The organism is Limnoglobus sp., assembly GCF_059499385.1.
Genome location: NZ_JCABYM010000095.1, coordinates 1 through 19,212, shown reverse-complemented (window position 1 = coordinate 19,212; position 19,212 = coordinate 1). Strand labels below are relative to the sequence as shown.

At 70.6% G+C, this 19,212-nt stretch carries 11 protein-coding genes; 3 read left to right on the top strand and 8 right to left on the bottom strand.

The genetic code is table 11. The features are described from left to right. Positions 1-136: 136 nt before the first annotated feature. On the bottom strand, positions 137-4,222 hold the full coding sequence (locus AC5JJ2_RS17095; protein ID WP_495859229.1) for an amidohydrolase family protein: 4,086 nt from the start codon (positions 4,220-4,222) through the stop codon (positions 137-139). A gap of 308 nt (positions 4,223-4,530) precedes the next feature. Here AC5JJ2_RS17095 and AC5JJ2_RS17090 point away from each other — a divergent pair, with 308 nt between their 5' ends. Continuing rightward, positions 4,531-5,550, top strand: coding sequence for an AAA family ATPase (locus AC5JJ2_RS17090; RefSeq protein WP_495859228.1), 1,020 nt, complete (start codon positions 4,531-4,533; stop codon positions 5,548-5,550). Positions 5,551-5,725: 175 nt separating this feature from the next. Continuing rightward, entirely contained in the window at positions 5,726-5,911 is a 186-nt protein-coding gene (locus AC5JJ2_RS17085) for a transposase (RefSeq protein ID WP_495859227.1), read from the top strand. A gap of 105 nt (positions 5,912-6,016) precedes the next feature. Here AC5JJ2_RS17085 and AC5JJ2_RS17080 read toward each other — a convergent pair whose 3' ends face one another. Both AC5JJ2_RS17080 and AC5JJ2_RS17075 read right to left on the bottom strand, forming a co-directional pair. After that, positions 6,017-6,568, bottom strand: coding sequence for a Uma2 family endonuclease (locus AC5JJ2_RS17080; RefSeq protein ID WP_495859226.1), 552 nt, complete (start codon positions 6,566-6,568; stop codon positions 6,017-6,019). A 134-nt stretch (positions 6,569-6,702) separates the two neighbouring features. Further along, the gene (locus AC5JJ2_RS17075; RefSeq protein WP_495859225.1) at positions 6,703-7,803 is read right to left on the bottom strand and encodes a GTP-binding protein; all 1,101 of its coding nucleotides are present in this window, start codon (positions 7,801-7,803) and stop codon (positions 6,703-6,705) included. Positions 7,804-7,899: 96 nt separating this feature from the next. Between AC5JJ2_RS17075 and AC5JJ2_RS17070 the strand changes: the two genes are divergently transcribed. Beyond that, positions 7,900-9,225, top strand: a complete 1,326-nt coding sequence (locus AC5JJ2_RS17070; RefSeq protein ID WP_495859224.1) for a putative oxidoreductase C-terminal domain-containing protein — start codon at positions 7,900-7,902, stop codon at positions 9,223-9,225. 168 nt (positions 9,226-9,393) lie between these two features. Here AC5JJ2_RS17070 and AC5JJ2_RS17065 read toward each other — a convergent pair whose 3' ends face one another. The 5 genes from AC5JJ2_RS17065 to AC5JJ2_RS17045 form a co-directional block, all read right to left on the bottom strand. Then, positions 9,394-11,511, bottom strand: a complete 2,118-nt coding sequence (locus AC5JJ2_RS17065) for an adenylate/guanylate cyclase domain-containing protein (RefSeq protein ID WP_495859223.1) — start codon at positions 11,509-11,511, stop codon at positions 9,394-9,396. Between the two features lie 258 nt (positions 11,512-11,769). Beyond that, positions 11,770-13,614: a glycosyltransferase family protein gene (locus AC5JJ2_RS17060; protein ID WP_495859222.1), complete on the bottom strand. Its 1,845-nt coding sequence runs from the start codon at positions 13,612-13,614 to the stop codon at positions 11,770-11,772. A gap of 60 nt (positions 13,615-13,674) precedes the next feature. Next, a complete protein-coding gene (locus tag AC5JJ2_RS17055; protein WP_495859221.1) occupies positions 13,675-16,218 on the bottom strand; it encodes an FG-GAP-like repeat-containing protein in 2,544 nt (847 codons plus the stop codon). A 200-nt stretch (positions 16,219-16,418) separates the two neighbouring features. Beyond that, positions 16,419-17,591 carry a dipeptide epimerase gene (locus AC5JJ2_RS17050; RefSeq protein WP_495859220.1) on the bottom strand — a complete coding sequence of 391 codons (1,173 nt, stop codon included), beginning with the start codon at positions 17,589-17,591 and terminating at the stop codon, positions 16,419-16,421. Positions 17,592-17,595: 4 nt separating this feature from the next. Beyond that, positions 17,596-19,125 (bottom strand): HoxN/HupN/NixA family nickel/cobalt transporter, encoded by a 1,530-nt coding sequence (locus AC5JJ2_RS17045; protein WP_495859219.1) that lies wholly within the window; start codon positions 19,123-19,125, stop codon positions 17,596-17,598. Positions 19,126-19,212 lie beyond the last annotated feature (87 nt).

Below are 19,212 nucleotides of genomic sequence, written 5' to 3'. Positions count from 1 at the left end.
CGGGCCTTCGGCCCTTGCCCTGGGCTGACTTGTTCCACCCCTTCGGGGTAGAAAACGGTAACCCGCGGTCTGGGATTCGTCGATTCGCCCTTTGTCGGGCCTGGCAAAGCCTCGGTCCGACTCGCTAAGCCCGGCGTCACGGCCGCGGGTCCTGGCTCTGGCTCGACTGCACTTCCGTCAGCCGCTTGCGGTACTTGTCGTACAGGCGGGTCTGCTTGTTCGTCGGCTCGTAGGGGCGGCCGTCGATGAACACCGACAGCACCTGCGTGGACGCCTGCAACAGGTCGCCGGACGCGATCACCAAGTTCGCCCGCTTGCCGGACTCGATCGTGCCGAGCTTGTCCGCCACGCCGAGAATCTGCGCCGGGTAAAGCGTCACCGCCTTCAACCCCTCGTCGGCGGGAAGCCCGTGGGCCACGGCCATCGCCGCCTCGTAGGGGAGGTTCCGCGTGTTGTTCGACCCGGCCGACCGGATGCAGAAGGTCACCCCGGCGGCGTGCAGCTTCGCGGCCGCGGTGTACGCGGCGTCGTACCGCTCGCCGGACTCCCGCGGCAGGCTCATCACCGGCCCCAGGATCACCGGCACGTTCCGCCGCTTCAACTCGCCGGCCACCTTCCACGACTCGATGCCGCCGCTCAGGATCGGCTTCACCTTCAGCTCGTCGGCCAGCTTCAGCGCCGCCAGGATGTCCGCCTTCTTGTCGGCCGACAGCACCACCGGCTTCTCGCCGCGGACATACGGCAGCAGCGATTCGAGCCGCGGGTTCGACGGCACGGTCAGCCCGTCGGCCTTCGCCGCGTCGTACCGGCGGGCCGTCTCGAACATCTCCTTCAGCCGGGTCAGCTTCTCCGTCCGGCGGAACCGGGCGGCCGGGTTCTCGGCGTCGCCGCCGAACACGTTCGCCCCGAACCCGCGGAACGACGGCTCGCTCGGGTACTCGACGTGCAGCGCGAGCGGGTCGAGGACGACCATCTCGGCCGGAACCCACCCCGCGAGGTTGATGAGCGACCCCTGCCCCGGCACGAGCGACCCCGTCGGCCGGGTGACGACGGTGGTGACGCCGTTCGACCGCGTCACGGGAATGAGTTCCGAGTCCGGGTTGACGCCGACGCTCGCCCGCAGGTCCGGCTGGAAGTCGCCGCCGTCGCGGGAGTCGTTCGTCTCGCGGGCCGAGTCGATCTCGACGAGGCCCAGCACCGTGCCGGCGTCGATCATGCCGGGGTAGACGTGCAGCCCGGCCGCGTCGATCACCCGCGCGTCGGCCCCCGCGTCCGGCTTCGCGTCGCCGACGACGACCTGCTTGATCTCCTTGCCGGTGAGAACCACGGAGCCGACGAACGGCTTCTTCCCCGGAACGTGGACCGTCGCGCCGCTCAGCACGTAGGTCGCCTTCGGCTGCTCGGGGATCGCGGCGAACGGCTTCGCCGCCGCCTCCGGCTCCGCCGCCGCGTCCGGGTTCGGCACGAGTTTGTCCGCCCGCTGGAAGAAGACCTCCCCTTCTACGAGCGTCAGCTCGCACCGGCTGTACGAGTTCAGCGGGTGGCCGGTGAAGACCGCCAGGTCCGCGTCCTTGCCGACCTCGATCGTCCCCATCCGCTTGTCGAGGCCGAGCTGCTTCGCCGGGTTCAGCGTGACGGTGTGCAGCGCCTCCTCCGGCGTGAACCCGCAGTACTTCACCAGCTTCGCCGCCTCCTGGTTCAAGTGCCGCATCAGCTCGTTGTCGTCCGACTTCAGGCAGACGCTCACCCCCGCGTCGCGGAGCAGCCGCGCGCCGTAGGGGATGGCGTCGAACGCCTCGATCTTGTACGCCCACCAGTCGCTGAACAGGCTGACGCTCGCGCCGTGCGCCGCGATCTCCGGCGCGACCTTATACCCTTCGAGGACGTGCTGCAAGGACCGCACCTTCACGCCGAACCGGTCCGCGACGCGGAGCAGCATTGCGATCTCGTCCGACCGGTAGCAGTGCGAGTGAACCCGCAGGTCGCCGGCCAGCACGTCCGCGAGCGCCTCAAGCCGCAGGTCGCGGCGCGGCTCGGACGCGGCCTCGCCCTTCGCCTTCGCGGCCTCGTAGTCGTCCCACCGCTGGCGGTACGCCTTCGCCTCCGTGAACGCGCGGACGAGCACGGCCTCCACCCCCAGGCGGCTGTTCGGGAACCGGCCGTCGGTCCGCTTCACGTTCTCGCCGAGGGCGAACTTCACCCCCCGCGGCGCGTCCACGACCAGCTCCTTCGCGGGGCGGCCGTACTTCATCTTGATAACGGCGTGCTGCCCGCCGACGACGTTCGCGCTGCCGTGGAGCAGCCGGGCCGTCGTGACGCCGCCGCCGAGGGCGCGATAAATCTGCGCGTCCTCGGAGTCGATCACGTCCTGCACGCGGACCTCCGGGACGACGGACAGCGACGACTCGTTGACGCCGCCGCTGATGGCGAAGTGCGAGTGCGTGTCGATGATGCCGGGCATCACGAACATCCCGTCCGCATCAACCACCGTCACGTCCTTGTCCGCCGACAGGTCTTTGCCGATCGCGGCGATCTTCCCCTTCTGCACCAGGATGTCCGTCTTCGGCAGCGTCTTCCCGGCGAGCGTCAGGACGGTCGCCTTGCGGATCAGCACGTCGCCGTTCGTCTTCAGTTGCGGCGTGCGGTCGGCGTCGATCTCGGTGACGGCCCGTTCGACGGCGTCGAGCGCCGGGATGACGGCGCGGAACGCCTCGGCCTTGAACGCCGGCACGCTCCTCGCCGACGCGGGCCGCCCCGTGCCGGGGCCGCGGAGCGGCGGGGGCGTCGGGTTCATGGGCGTCATCGGGGTCGCGTCCGGGTCGCGCTGGCCGCGGCGGCCGCGGGTCGGCGTCTGCGTCGGCTCCGCCGCCGCGGCGGTCGCGCCGGCCGGCGCGGTCGGCGCGTCCAAGTCGAACCGCACGCCGTCGGCGAACGCGAACTTGTACTTCGCGTCGGCCGCGTGGAAGTCGCCGTCCACCACGATCAGGTGCGCCGCCCGGCCCTTCGCGATCGTGCCGACCTGCGACGCCGCGCCGAGGACGTCGGCCGCGTCCGTCGTCAGCGCCGCCAGCGCCGCGTCCGCCGGCAGCCCGGCGGCGATCGCTTTCCGCACGTTCTCGCGGAACCGCTCGTGCGGCCGGTCGCCGGTCACGCCCTGCGACGCGAACGCGAACTTCACCCCGGCCTTGTGCAGCGCCGCGGCGCAGGCCGTGTCCTTGTCCCGCTGCCGTTGCAGGTCTTCCCGCACGCGGACGGGCAAATCGTTCTCGCGGTCCGCCCCCTGCCGCAGCTCCAACCGCAGCAGCACGGGCACGTTCTCCGCCTTCAGCCGGTCGGCCACCTTCCACGCCTGCCGACCGCCGACGATCATCGGCTTCAGCTTGAACTCGGCGGCGAAGTCGAGCGCCCGGTGAATCTGGTCGGCCGTGTCCGCCTCGAACGCGACCGGCAGCTTCCCGTCGAGCGCCGGCCAGAGCGCCTCCAGGCACGGGTCGGCGACCGGCCGCTTCCCGGCCCGGCCGCGGTCCTCGTAAGCCTTCCACTGCCGCCGCAGCCACCCGGCGTCCAGGAACGTCTGCCGGTTGTGCGCGACGATGCCCATGAGGGCCGACGGGTATCCGGCCCCGTCCACCCGGCCGAACCCGCCGTGCAGCGCCACCGGCGTCCGCAGCGTCGCGTCCCGCGGGACCGCCCCGCTCAGGCTGACGAGCGCGCTCGTGCCGGATAGGTAGCCGCCGTCCGGCGTAACCAGGTGCGCCGTGAACCCGACCCGCCGCCACGCGGCGACGGCTTCCTCGTCCATCTTCAGCGCCGTCGCGACGGCGAACTCCGGCGTCAGCCCCTTGCGGTTGTCCGGCTTCGTGGCGATCAGCGGGTCGGCCGCCACGTCCTCGACCGCCGGCGGCCCGGCCTGCGACCGCCGCACGGCCGCGTCGAACCCGCGGGGGCTGCCGGCGTCGATGAACCCGGCGTACACGGTCAGCCCGGTTCCGTCGGTGACGAGCGCGTCGGCGGGGACCTTCACGTCCGGCCCCACGGCCGCGACGAGGCCGTCGCGGATCACGACGGTCGCCTTCGGCAGCACGGTTCCGGGCTTCAGCACGACCTTCGCGTCCTTCACCGCGTAGGCGGTCGGCCGGAGGTCCGGGGAGGTTTGAGCGACGGCGGGGAGGGAGAGGACCAACGAGAGGAGAGAGGAAGCGAGAACAAGGTGTCGGTTCATAGACGATCCTGAAAAGTGAATACGAGTCCTGGCCTTGTTGTAGCCGACCGCCGAGGGGAAAGCACGCGGGAAAGCGTGGGGTCCGTTCTCGCCAATCGGCGGAGGCGAGTTGTCAGGCCACACGCCTTCGGTTCGCGCGGTGATCCCCGGCCGCGGGCCGCGGACGGGTGGGCCCCACTCCCAACCTTGATTCCGTTAGTGAACATTTAGACAATTCACGGTGAAAATGATTCCTCGGGAACCACCCCCACCCCCCGCCGGAATCATTTCAAAACTCCGGAATCATTTCTCCCCCGCGGCGCATCCCCATGAACGCGAACCCCTTCTGCCCGATCCCGATGTCCGGAATCATTTCCCGAACGGCCGGAACCATTCCGCCGTGGGTGTGGGACGGCTACCTCGCGGCCGGCGGCGTCACCGTCCTCACCAGCCAGTGGAAGACCGGCAAGACGACGCTCTTGACCGGGCTGCTCCAGGCCCTCGACGGCGGCGGCGAGTTCCTCGGCCGCCCGGTCCGGCCGGGGCCGGCGCTCGTCGTGTCGGAGGAGTCGGCCGGACAGTGGGCCGAGCGATTGACGGCCATGCCGGTGACGGCCGCCGGGCTGCTCGCCCGCCCGTTCCGCGACCGGCCGACGTTCGCCGAGTGGGCGGCGCTGATCGACGACGCGGCCGGCCGAAACCTCGCGCTGTTCGTCATCGACCCGCTGGCGTCGTTCCTGCCCGGCCGGTGCGAGTCGGACGCGGCGACGCTTTTGGAAGCCCTCCGCCCGCTCCACCGGCTGACGGCCGCGGGCACGGCCGTGCTGCTGCTGCACCACCCGCGGAAGAAGCCGTCCGAGCCGGGCAGCGCGGCCCGCGGGTCCGGGGCGCTGTTGGGGTTCGCGGACACGGTGCTGGAGCTGCACCCGGCCGGCCGGTTGGAGTCGGACGACCGCCGGCGGGTGCTCCTCGGCCGGTCGCGGCGGCCGGGCACGCCGGACCGGTTGGCCTACGAGTGGGACCCGGCGACCGGCCGGTTCGCGGCCGTCGCCGACCCGTGGCGGACGCAGTTCGACGAGAACTGGGCGGAGGTGCAGGGCATCCTGGACGGCCGGCGGTCGCCGGCGACGCACAAGGAGTTGTTGGACGACTGGCCGGCCGGCCGGGAGCGGCCGAGCGGGTCGCAGTTGTACGACTGGCTGAGCCGGGCGTTCGCGCTGGGCCGGGTCCACCGGACCGGCGGCGGGACGAAGGGGAACCCGTGGCGGTACGCGGTCCGCCGCCCGGAGGAGGAGCTGCCGGAGTTGCCGGACCTCCCGCCGCTGGAGTTCTTCGGCCGGCGGCGGTAAGGCGGGCGGACAAGCACCCCGAGCTTGTCCAATAAGTAGTCAGTCGTGGGTTACAAGGCACGAGCAGGACGCCGGACCCGACCGACCTGACGGACCGTCAGTGGCGGCGGATCGAGCCCCACGTGCCCCGCCCGAAGCCCGGCGGCCGGCCGGCCACGTACCCCCGCCGGGCGGGGTGAACGCCATCCTGTACCAGGCCCGCGACGGCGGCACCTGGCGGGCGCTGCCGCACGACCTGCCGCCGTACCGGATCGTGTTCCACTACTCCGGCGCCCGGCAGCACGACGGGACGTGGGACCGCGTCCACGACGCCCTCCGCACCCAGGCCCGGCGGGCGGCGGCGGGCGGGAGTGCGAGGTGAACGACTGCGAGCGCGAGCGGCCAACGCAGGGGGCACACCACCGGGAGGAGCGGCACGAGGCGGGCGGTGTGATGATACCGCGGGGGCGCGTTCGGCCGCAACCGGTTAGGGCAGGAGGTCGGCGACTTTGATCGTGGCCGTCGGCGAGGCGAGCGGCGACACGGTCGCCTCCGGCCCGAACGCGGCGTGCGAGCGGTAGGCCGTCGCGCCGAGGCCGGCGGGCAGCGGGACCGGGTCGCGGTAGACGATGAGTTGGCGGCTTTCGAGATCGATCACCCAGTAATCCTGCACGCCGGCCGTGGCGTAGAGTTCGGCCTTCGTCGTGGTGTCCATGAACAGTGTCGTTTCGGCCACTTCGACGATCAAGGCCGCGGTCGTGGGCGTCGTGGAGGCGTAGTCGCTTCGCTTCCCCGGAACGACGGCGAGGTCCGGGCCGGGGTCGTTTCGGGTTCCGATGTTGAAGCCCATCTGGTTACGGATGTGATAACCGTTGACGAAAATCGTCCGCAGGATGTCGTCCGTCTTCCCGAGGGCGGTGTCGTGCGGCGGGTTGGGCATGACCATCGTGTACACCTCGCCGTGAATCAACATCGTCTTCACGTCATGGAACAGACCCGTCTTGTAGAGTTCCCGGTATTGCTCGATGGTCCACCGCATGGGCTGCGGGGCGGGACTGGAAACGGAGGCCCGTGGCGGGGGGGTGACGGTTCCGACCGGCGTGGGTGTCAAAACTGCGGACATCAGGCTACCTCCCACCGCCACGATACCTCCCGCCCCGCGTTCGTGCCACGTCACTTCGCCGTCGCGTACCGGTGCGTCGGGACCGGGCGGCCGGGGCGGAGGCTCTGGCTCTGGCGGAACGTCGGCGTCACGCCGGCGGCCGCGCACGCGGCCGACACCACCCGCTTCACCTCCGCGTCCAGCACGGCCGGGTCGATCGCCACCCGCGCGTTCACGATCAGGTCCGCGTCCTTCGCCGAACAGCCGGCCGCCAGCGACAGCTTCGGCGGCGTGTCGCTGCTCACCACGTTCGCCACGCCGAACGCCCCGCCGTCCTCCTGGCCGATCACCTTCAGGTGCGCCACCTCGCCGCCGTGCCGGTTCAGCACCTCGTGCAGCCCGGTCACGACCGCCATCAGGAGCGCGTCGAGGTCGAACCCCGTGGGCGACGCCAGCCGGACGCTCGCGTTCAGCCAGCCGAGTTCGGCCTCACCCTCCGCGTAGGTGTCGTAGTCGATGTCGAGCACCTTCCGGCCGAACCCGCCGTCCTGGGCGAGCAACTCGACGAGCGCGTCGAACCCCGCGCCGGTCGTGGCCGAAACTTTGAGGACCGGCGTGCCGGGGAACTTCTCCGCCACCAGTTTCGAGAGGTGGTCCAACTCGGCCGGTGAGATTTCGTCGATCCGGTTCACGACGATCGCGTCCGCCTCTTCGAGCTGCTTCGTGAAGATGTACGCCGCCTTCGGCGAGAACCCGGACTTGCCGCCGGCGAGAATCTTCAGCCCGTGGCTCGGCTTGAACAGCACCGCGTAGGGGGCGACCGCGAACCGCCCGGCGTACAGGTCCTTCAGCGGCTGCACGACGGTCGCGACGAGGTCCGTGCAACTGCCGACCGGCTCGGCGAGGATCACGTCCGGCCGCTCGGACGCTTCGAGGGAGCCGACGCGGTCCACGAGGTCGTCGAACCGGCAGCAGAAGCAGGCCCCCGGCACTTCCTTGACAGCGAACCCTTGCGCTCGCAAGTTGTTGGTATCGACGAGGTCGTGCGCCTGGTCGTTCGTGACGAGGCCGACCCGGTGGCCGCGGGCCTGGTACAGCCGGGCGAGGCGGGCCAGGGTGGTGGTTTTACCCGCCCCGAGGAAGCCCCCGACCATGACGAATCGCACGCTCATCGGTATGATCTCCATCTGATATTTCGTGCCGGGCGCTCACCCTCTCCGCCCGGCGTGGATCGTGTCGGTGGTTTTTTATCCACGCCCAGTGGACTCATGCGCGAAAATCTCTCCCAGCCGGTCCGGCTCATGACCGTCGCACCGGGGCACTTCCACGCGGCCCTGGTACAAAAGCACGCCCTGCCCGGCGTCCACCCGCTCGTCCACGTCTACGCCCCGCTCGACGACGACCTGAACTCCCACTTGCGGCGGGTCATCAGCTTCAACGCCCGCCCGCAAAGCCCGACGGCGTGGCGGCTCGACGTGCGGGCCGGCGACGACTACCTGCCCCGGTTCCTCCGCGAGCAGCCGGGGAACACCGTCGTCCTGTCCGGGCGGAACAAGCCGAAGATCGACCTCATGCTCGCGGCCGTCGAGAACGGGCTGAACGTGCTGGCCGACAAGCCGTGGGTCATCGACGCGGAGGACTTGCCGAAGCTGGAGCGGGTGCTGCGGGAGGCGGACCGCCGCGAGGTCGTCGTGTGGGACATGATGACCGAGCGGTTCGAGGTGACGAACGCGATCCAACGGGAGCTGGTGAACGCGGCGGCCGTGTTCGGCCGGTGGCGGCCGAGTTCGCCGCAAGACCCGGCGCTGACGCTGGAGAGCGTCCACCACCTGAAGAAGGCGGTGGCCGGGCGGATGCTCCGCCGGCCGCCGTGGTGGTTCGACGTGACGCAGGCCGGGGACGGCCTGGCGGACGTGGGCACGCACCTCGCCGACCTCGCGATGCTCATGGTCTCGCCGGGGCAGGCCGTGCGGCACGAGAATGACGTTCAAGTTTTGGACGCCGACCGGTGGCCGCTGGTCGTGGACCGCGCCGCGTTCGCGGCCGTCACGCGGGAGGACGAGTTCCCCGACTACCTCCGCCCGTGGGCGGACGGCGACGTGCTGCGGTTCTTCGGCAACGGCACGGCGACGGTCGCGATCCGCGGCGTCCACGCCCGGCTGACGACGCTCTGGGAACTGGAGGCGGACGAGGGGTGGGGCGACCGGCACGAGATCGTGGCCCGCGGCACGCGGGCGACGGTCACGGTGACGCACGACCCGGCGTTCGGGGCCGAGCGGAACGTGCTGGTGAAGGCGGCGGAGCCGGCCGACCACGACGCCGTGTTCGCGGCCGTGCAGGCGTGGTGTCAGGCGGCGAAGACGGACTACCCCGGCCTGGCGGCCGTCAACCTCGGGGACACGATCCACCTGCACGTCCCGGACAAGCTGCGGCTGAGCCACGAGAACCTGTTCGCGCTGGTCGTGCAGGATTACGTCCGGTACTTCCACAACCCGCGGGCCGTACCGAGTTGGGAGGGGCCGAACCTGCTGGCGAAATATCACGTCACGACGACGGCCGTGGAGATGGCGCGTAAGAAGACCGGGGGGGCGTGATAGTAGTAGGCACACTCCGTGTGCCGTCTCCTCGGCGTGTCGGCGAGTTCGTCCGAGTCGCGGTGGCTGATGGCGGTCGGCGCGCGAACCCCGCGGCGGGTCGGCGGGTTCTCGGAAGTCGCTGCGGCCCTCAGCAGACGGCACACGGAGTGTGCCTACTACTATGGGTCACTTGTCCGCGAGTTTGATGTAGCACTTCCCCGCCTCGTCGCGGGGCCAGTCGTCCGGGGCGGTCGGGCGGTTGTCGATCACGTCCAACAAATACCGGCTCGGCCCGTCCTGGTCGCGGTGGCGGTCGAACAACAGGCCGGCCCGCTCCCACGACTCGCCCGCCTCGAACTCCTGCATCGCCTCCTCGTAGGTGGCGAAGATCGCCTCCTTCGTGCCGAACGCATCCAGTTCGGCCGGCAGCAGCTCGAACGTCACGAACGCCTCGTCCATCCCGGCCGGGCTGACGCGGGCCAGCCGCCGGAGGCGGCCGTCCACCGCCCGCGGGTCGCCGAGGCCGGCCGCGACCGCCTCGTCCACGATGATCTCGACGCCGAACCGCTTCGTCATCCCCTCGATCCGGGCCGCCCGGTTGACCGTCGGGCCGAACACGTCGATCTTCTTCATGTCGAAGTTGCCGAGCTTGCCGACGAGGGCCGGGCCGTGCGTCAGCCCGATGCCGATCTTCAGGTCGCCGAGCGTCGCGTTCCGGTACTGCCGGAGGCGGTCGAAGTTCTCCCGGATGGCGAGGGCCGCCCGCGCCGCCTTGCGGAGCTGCGTCTCGGCGGAGGTCGGGTCGGGCCAGCCCCAGAACCCCATGACGGCGTCGCCGATGAACCCGCCGATGACGCCGCCGTTGTCGTTGATCGCCCGGCTCATCTGCTCGAGCGCGTTGCGGAACACCTCGTCCCACTGGGCTTGCAGGTCGCCCTCCTCGCCGGTCACGAACCCGCACGACCCGCGGAGGTCGCAGAACAGCACCGTCACGTCCAGCGTCCGCGGCGAGAGCTGCTGGTCGTAGTTCGGCTGGTTCAACAGCCGCTGCACCGGCCGGGGCAGGTAGCCGACCGCCTCCTGGTAGCGGGCGCTGATCCGGCTCATCCGGGCGAGCGCGGCGTACAGCTTCGCGAACAGCAGCAGGACCTTCTGCGCCTGCGCGACGCCGGGGTCCGTGGACAGATCGACGGCCCGGCCGGCGTCCGGGAGCGGGGCGGACGCGTACAGCGCGAGTTGGTCCTCGCCCGGCAGCCGGCCGGGGACCGGGGCGCACACCGCCCAGCCGGGGATGGCCTGCTGCGCCGTGTGGACGGCACTCTTGGTCACGCCGCCGGCGGCCCCGGCGCTGCGGACGACGCCGGACTGCCCGGCGTCCGCCTTCCAGAACCCGGCCAGGACGCCCCCGTTCTGCCCGACCTTCTTCACCGCGTCCCGCACGAACGTCCGGCTGAACCACGGCAGCCGGTCCTTGCCCCGCGGCTTCGGGTCGCCGTTCACGGGGATGACGATCACGTCCGCCGACGCATTTTCCATCGCCACCGCCCGGCGGACGGCCTGCCGGAACATCTCGTCCAGGAAGTCGCCCGACCGCGTCGGGTCGAACTTGTCCACGATGTCGAGCAGGCCGTTGATGACGTTGTCCGAATCGACGAGCGGCGTGCGGAGGACCTCCTCGGCCTCGACCGCCACCTCGCTCGCGCCGGGGCCGGCCCCCTTGGCCGTCCGGAACGTCCCGGTGTGCGTCTTCCGCTTGTTCAGCCCGTGCAGCTGGTCCGGGGCGACGGACACGTTCAGGTCCGGCTCCGACCGGTCCATCTCGAGGCCGAACGGGAGGGTGGTCGGCGGGGCGGGCGGGTGCGGCTTCACCACGTCCGCCGCCTTCGTCGCCGCGGTCTGGTACGGGACGGACGCGGCCGACGAGTCGCCGTCGTTGAGCAGGGTGAACAGGAACCGGGCGATCCGGAACGCGTCGCCGGGCTTCAGCTTCAACTCGTCCGGGGCCGGCTGGCCCTTCGCGTTGAGGAACCCGTTGGTCGTCCGCTTCGGCTTCGTCCGGCGGCTGACGGCGAGGTGCGTGCCGTCCCACTTCAGCAGCGCGTGGTAGCCGTGGCCGCTGACGTTCTTGTAATCGACCTCCGGCACGTCCTTGCCGGCGACGCCGAGGGTGACGACCCCGCCGCGGCCGTCGTCCACCCCGGCGACCTGGGCGAGGGTGATCTCCCGGCCGGGTTCGAGTTCGTGAACCCACATCGGCAGCGGCCCGCCGGACGAGCGAAGAAGCGTGGCCTCCAATCGCGGCATCGAACGTCCTCGGCCCCCGGCGGCCGGGGGCGTCATCACAAGGCACAACGGTTCAACGACGGGTCGGGCGTACCGCCATTCTAGTTGATGATGTCGGTTTTCGCCCCACGAAAACGGCATAGTAGTAGGCACACTCCGTGTGCCGTCGCGGGACGGAGTCTTCGACGTTCCGCGACGGCGTTTGCCCACGGGAAGGCTTCGCGGGTTCTCGAAGACTCGAACCCGCGGACGGCACACGGAGTGTGCCTACTACTATGGTCACTTCCCGTGCCAGACGTTGAACCCGTCCTCGTCGTACTCGACCGGCTCGACCGGGTTTTTGAGTTCGTGGACGACGTACCGGCCGCGGCCGCCGCCGGACCGGAAGACGGCCGGTTGGTTGTACGGGAATAAGGTCTTCGCCACCGCCGGGACCGGCTCCGGCAGCAGGTCCGCGCGGGCCGAGCCAATCTGTTGGTACGCCTCCGGCGGCGCGCCGACGAACAGCCGGTACACGTCGCTGACCACGTACTTCGCCTTCGGCAGCGCGTCGCGAACGAGTTCCTCCCGCATCCACCCGTAGGTCGTCCGCCGGATGAGCGGCGTATCGACATGCATGAACCGGAACGCCGGCCGGCCGGGCAGCCCCAGATAAACGGCGTGCGGCGACGAGTGCCAGCACACGACCGTTTCCGCCGTCGCCCCGCGGTCCCGCAGCCACGCCGCGACCTCGTTCGCTTCTTCCACGGAGATGCTGGGGAACGACCCCTTCAGCTGCGCGAGCGCGTCCTGCCGGCGGTCGTAGGCCGGGCCGGACAGCGAGTCCCAACACGTCGGCCACGCGGCCCACAGCTTCGGGTCCGTCATCGGGTGCTGCGGGAGGTAGTTCCACAGCGGCGTGTACCGCCACAGCCACGGGGCGGCGCGCTCGACGCGGTCCACCGCGCCGCGGACCCGCGAGTCATTTTCGTACCCGAAGAACACCGCCGACGTGACGGCGAGGTACGCGAGGCCGAGCGGCACGACGGCCCACCGGTGGGCGGCGAGGATCGCGAACGCCACCAGCGTCTCCGCGACGTGGGCGTAGGGGAACTGCCGTTGCAGGACGAACGACTGGAACACCCAGCCGAGGAACAGCGCCCCGAGGACGGCCCGCACGGCCCGCGCGTCCGGGTCGGCGGCCGGGGTGAACCACCACCGCGGGACGCGGCCGAGCCACCGGGCCGGGCCGCCCCGTTTCGCGGCCGCGAGGTCGCACACGGCCAGGAACGCGACGAGCGGTTGCAGGAACGTCCACGGCACGAAGTGGAACGAGTGGCTGAGCGCCCGCCAGCCCATCTCGGCGAAGATGTACTCCGTGTAGTGCGGGTTCCACCGGGTGAACACGTCCGCGAAGTACGGCCACGTCCCGGTGGCTACGAGCCACGCGAGGCCGGCCGTGCCCATGACGAGGCCGCCGAGCAGGTTGCCGAGGAAGTCGCCGCGGGTCGAGCGCCACCGGCCGTCGGCGGTGAACCGGCGGGCGGACGCGAGCCACACCGCAACCGCCGGGAAGACGACGTGCGGCTTGATCCAGACCGCCGCGCCCCAAAGCAACCCTTCGACGAAACTCCGGCGGAACGCGCGGGTCGGCGGGCGGTTCAGCCGCAGCGACACGGCCGCCAGCGCCGGGAGGAGCATCCACACGTCCCGCTGGGCGTGGTTGAACTCGGTCGTGAACGGGTAGAAGGCGGCCGCGCCCGCGACGAACCACGCCCGGCCGAGCCGGTCCGCCCCGGCCCGCTTCGCGAGTTTCAGCAGAACGAGTACGCAGACCGTCACGATCGCCAGATCGACGGCGCGGACGGCCTCGGTACTCGGTCCGAGTGTGCGGCGGATCAGCACGAGCAGCCAGACGAAGCCGGGGTTGTTGGTGTCGAACACGTCGCGGTAATGGACGCCGCCGGTCATGACGGCGCGGGCGGCCATGTCGTAGAGCGTGAGGTCGCACCACGGCGGCATCCGCAGGAAGATCGGGACGCCGAAAGCGAGGGCCGCGGCCGCGATCGCCCACGCCGGCCACTCCCACCGCCACGGCCGGAAGCGGGTGGGCCGGGGCGGGTCGGCGGGGCGGGCGGTCGTCATCGCGGCGTCTCGCGGTTGCGGGGAACGGGTAGGCTATTCCCCGCGCCGCGGGCCGGCGATTCACCCGACGAAAATGCCCGCGATGTCCTGCGGGAACGCCGTCACGTCCCGCAGGACGCCCGGCTCCTGGCCGTTCGGCACGGCCAGCTTCGTGCCGTCGTAGAACCGCAACTCCGACCCGTTCTGCACGACCAGGTCCGGCCGGTCGTCCTGGTTGATGTCCCGGACCGCCACCTTCACGCCGATCCGGCTCGTGGCGTCGTCGGCCACGAAGAAGTTCACCAGGGGCGTTGTGGTTCCCGCGAGCAGTTGCGGGCCGTCCACGCCGAGCACCCGCCGCGCCCCGCCGGGGCCGGCCCCGAAGATCAAGTCCGTGCGGCCGTCGCCGTTCAGGTCGGCGGCCGCGACGCTCACCCCGTTCCGCATCCGGGCCGCGTCCGCCCCGCCGAACGCGAAGAAGTCGTTCATGAGCTTCGGCGGGGCCAGCCCGACGGCCGCCGAGAACAGCGACTTCCCGGCGAACGCCGCGACCCGCGGCCCGCCGCCCTGCCCGGCCGCGACGAACAACTCCGGCCGGCCGTCCGCGTCCAGGTCGGCGATGGCGGTCGTCGCGCCGCCGCGGAACTTCGCGTCGTCGATGCCGAAGAAGTCCGCCCGCTTCGCGAACCCGTCGCGCGAGACGGAATAGATTTGCACCCGCCCCCCGCCGCCGCGGGCGGCGCTGACGACGACCTCGGCCTTGCCGTCGCCGTCCAGGTCGCCGGTCGTGACGGCGACGCCGCCGCGGAAGGTTTCCTCGAAGGCTTTGACCTCGACCGTCTGGAGCGTGCCGTCCGCGTTGCGGAACGTGGCCCGGACCAGGGAGCCGAGGGCCGACGTGCTGCCGACGGCGTTCACCTCGTCGAGCACCCCGTCGCCGTCGAGGTCGGCCAGCCGGGTGACGACGGTGCCGGTGAACCCCTCGAACGGCTTTGTCGGCGGGCCGACGACGGCCGGCTTCGTGCCGTCCACCTGCACGGCGACGACCTCGCCGTTGCCGTGCGCCACGAACACGGTCTGCTCGATCATGTCGGCCGGCGGTTCCGTCGGCGTCAGCCGGGCGACGCCGAGCCGCGTGCCGGTGACGGTGCTGGAATCGGACGTGCCGACGGCGACGAGCCGCCCCTCGGTGTCGAAGAACACCCGCCTCGGCTGGAGGCTCTCGCCGACGGTCGGCGAGACCGGGAACGTGAACTCGTTGCCGCGGGTGGCGTCGCCGAGCGGCCGGCCGTTCGCGTCGTACCGGGCCAGGTTCGTCGAGTACTGTGTCGTCGGGGCGTACAGGATGGTCGATTCCAACACGCCGAGGGTGCCGTCGGCGAACGCCTGGACGCCGACGACGAGCGTGTTGGTCGTGACGGGCGGGATGTTACGGCTGTCGTAGGACGAAATCAGCCGCCGTAGGAACCCGTCCGTTCCGAACGCGGGGTCGAGTGCGCCGCCCGCGCCGATCCGAACGGCGGTGAGATCGCCGCGGCTCATCGAAAAGTACGGCTCGTATTGGTAGGAGCTTGTGCTCACGGTCGTCGCGAACACGATGCCCCCGTCCGGCTGCGGTACGGCCCACCCGCCGCCGGCGTACACCGTGGCCGACACGCCGGGCAACGGGACGGTGACCGCCTCGGCGACCAGGTACTCGGCGTACCCGTCGGCGTCGAACGCGGCGTCCGGTTGCCCAGCCGCGTCGAGCCGGTAGCCCGTCACGAACGCCTTCGTCGAGTTGTCCGACCGCGTGCCGAACACGGTGACCCGGCCGTCCGCCGAGACGGTCATGGCGTTGAAGTTCTCGTTGAACCCGCCGCGGGCGGCGACCGTGGCGATGCCGTCCGCGTCGTAGGTCGGGTCGAGCTTGCCGTCCGCCGTCAGCCGCAGGGCCGTGAACTTCTGCTGCGGGAGGTACGGCGGCGGAATGAGCGCGTCGCTCGCCCCGTAGACGAAACCCGCCGACACCATCCCGCCGAGGGCGATCCGGCCGTCGGCGAGCAGGGCCAACTCCTGGAGGTTCGCGACGTTCGAGAAGCTGTTCGCCGGCTCGATGTCGAACACGGCCCGCCCGCCGTCGCCGAACGCGGCGTCGAGCGACCCGTCGGCGGTCAGGCCGACGACTACGAACTCGGTGTTCGGCGGGAAGTACGGCGGGGAAATCGTGAGCGCGTCCGCGGTGGGGACCGGCAGGATCGCCGCCCCGCCGGCCGACTGCCCGCCGACGAGGACGCCGCCGTCGGGCCGGAGGGCGAGCTTACTCAGCGACAGGCCGGTCATCGACTCCCGCCAGGGGGTGATCGGCTTGAGGCCGTCGCCCTCGAACGTCGCGTCGAGCTTCCCGTCCGCCGTGAACCGGGCGAGGACGGAATTGTTCCCGACGGAGCCGAGGACCCAGACCTTGCCGTCGGCGGCGACCTCGGCGTCCTGGACGTTCGCGAAGAACGGCCCCAAGTCCGGTGTCACGAACGTCTTGCCGCTCGTGCCGAACGCCGGGTCCGGGAGGAACGGGGCCACGACGGACGTGGGCGTGAGGCGGTCTTCGAGCCGCTCGAACCGGAGGCGGCGGGTGAGGCGGGCCATGATCGGGTCCTCGGAAAATTGCCGGATCATTTGATAGGCTCGGTTTACAGACGAGACGGGCCGCACAAATACTGAGATTGGTGCGGGTGTAAAAATTACAAAGTAGTAGGCACACTCCGTGTGCCGTTTCCTCGGCGTGTCGGTGTGTTCGTCCGGGCCGCCGCGGCCGACAGCAAACGGCACACGGAGTGTGCCTACTACTATCCGCCGATCAGCATTTCCTGCTTCACCGTGATCGCGTCGAGCAGGAGTGGGTTCACCTTTACGCCGGTCCCGCTGCCGGTCAGCATCGGGGCGCGGCCGCCGCGGCGGAACGTGATGTCGTCCAGGATGACGTTCTTCGTGATGAGGTGACGGTCGTAGCTGCCTTCCAAATATCGGATGCCCTTCACGCTCGTGGCGAACATCCGGCCGGCCCCGGAGAGGATCGCCGTCTCGCCGACCTGACAGCCGAGCTGGTAGCCGAGGCCGTGCCGCACCGCGAACTCGGCGAGCCGCAGCGTCGGGATGAACCCGCCGCACTTGCTCAGCCGGAGGTTGAACAGGTCGCACCACCCGCCCGCGGCCGCCCGCTCCGCGTCCACCAACGAGCAGAGCGATTCGTCCAGCATGATCGGCGTCTTCACCTGCTTCCGCACGTCGGCCAGCGCCGTCACGTCCTCGTGGCGGACCGGCTGCTCGACGCTCGTGATCCCGAACGGCTCCAACTCGCGGACCTTCGCCGCGACCTCGGCGGGCGACCACGCCTCGTTCGCGTCCACCCGCAAGTCGATCTTCGCCCCGACGCGGCCGCGGATGATCTTCAATCGTTTCGCGTCGTCGTGCCCGGCGATGCCGACCTTCACCTTGACCTGTTGGAAGCCGTACAGCCACATCGCCCAGCCCATGATCCGGGCCTTCAGCCCCTTCGCGCTCAGGATCGCGCCGCTGTACCGGACCTCCGGCCGCGGCTCGTAGAGCGTCGGCGCGAGCTTCTGCGTGACGTTCATCAGCGGCTCGCCGAAAGCGCGGCAGAAGGCGTCGAGGTACGCCAACTCCACCGCGCACCGGGCGGCGTTCCCCTGACACCGGCGGTCGTCGCCGGGCACGTCCGCGAGCCGAAGTTCCTCCGCGTGCCGCACGACGTCGTCGAAGTCGGTGCAGGGCTTGAGTTGCTTCTCCAAATCACTTCGCTTCAGCAGTTCGATAGCGGACTCGACCGTCTCGCCGGTGACGTAGTCCCGCGGGACGCCCTCGCCGTACCCGGTCGAGCCGTCGCCGAGCTTGCACCGGACGACGACGTTGTCCGTCTCCGTCCGGGCGTGCGAGGCGTGCTTGATCGGCTTCTTCAACGGCACGCGGACGTGCCGGACTTCCAACTCGACGACGCGCATGAAGTCACTCGGAGAGGGCGGGGGTCGGCTTCGCGGGCATGAGCATCTGGACGCCGTCGCGGGCGAGCCAGAGGCCCATCAGCACGAGTAGGGCGGCGCTGATGATCGGCAACCGCCGGAACCACTTCCGCTCGCCGTACTTCTTGCCGCCGGCCCGGTGGGCCAGCACGACCGCCACGCCGAGCAGCACGAGGACCGCCGCCAGGCCGACGCTGAACGCGACGAGCAGCGGCACGGCGAACGCCAGCCGGCCGAACGAGATGGCCAGGAACAGCAGCATCACCGCGTCCCAGCACGGCACGAGGCCGCCGCCGATGCCGAGGAGGACGACGCGAAGCCACCCGGTCTTCTCCGGCGGGTGGTCGTGGTGATGGTGATGGTCGCAGTCCGGGCCGTGGACGTGGACGTGGTCGTGATCGTGGCCGTGGTGATGGTGGTGATGCCCCGCTCCGAAGTGGACGTGGTCCGCCTTGCCGGCGAGCCGCCGCTGGAGGAGCCAGAGGCCGACGAGGAAGATGAGCATCCCGCCGGCGAACTGCAGCCAGCCCTGCGCCTCCTTCGGGACGTTGCTGCCGTAGAAGTACCAGAGGGCGCACGCCAGCGCGATGACGGACCCGGTGTGCGCGATCGTCGTCGAGAGGCCGAGGACGAGGGCGTGCCGGATCGTGCCGCGCTCGCCGACGAGGTACGCCGCCACCAGCGTCTTCCCGTGGCCCGGCGTGAAGGCGTGCCCCGCGCCGAACACGAGCGCCGCGAGTAACAGCAGGCCGATCCCGGCGTCCGAGTCGAACAGCGACGACAGGCCGTTCTTCCACATCCCCTCGACGAGGCCCGGCTTCTCCTGCGGCGGCAGGGGCGACGAAGTCGTTTCCGCGGCCGCCGGCGGAAGGCTGCTCGACCGCCCCTGCGGGCGGCGGGTGAACTCCGCCGTCGCGGTGCGGAGCTGCCGCTTCTCCTTCGGCGTCATCGTCAGCGGCGACTTGCCTTGCAGCCCGCGGGGGTCGTTCACGTCGCTGACGCTCAGCGCCGTCCCGAACTCCGCGAGCGTCAGCACGACCTTGCCGGGGAACGTGTCCGTGCCGTCGCTGTTCTGAAACGTGTGGTCTTCAAAGACGAACTTCGACGTGCCACCGGGCGGCGGGTTCCAGGCCGCGTCGAACTCGAACCGGAGGATGAACTGCTGGTCGCTCTCGGCGGTGATGTCGAGCTTGTCCGCGTTGTGCGCCCACTCCAGCCGGTCGCCGTCGTTGAGCTTCGCGTCCAGCCCGTCCATGAGCAGCGCGGCCTTCCGCTTCGCGTACACCCGCGCCAGGTCGCGCGGCCCCTTGATGGTTCCGTAGTCGTCCTTCTTGAGGATTTGGTTCCCCTCGACGGCCATCGTGATGGCGTTGATCTCGAGCTTGTACTTGACGCGGACGGTCGTGTCCGAGATGCGGACGTTGATCTCCCGCTCGGCCCGCTGGTCCGGGAAGGTGTGGCCGGTGGCGGTGACGACGAGCGCGAGGACCGCGAACGCGGCGAGGGGGGAGCGCATGGAGGGAGCCTCGTGGGGCCACGACGCGGACTATATAGCCGCCGGCTTGCCGGCGGGGTTTTGCGAACCCAAAACCCCGCCGGCAAG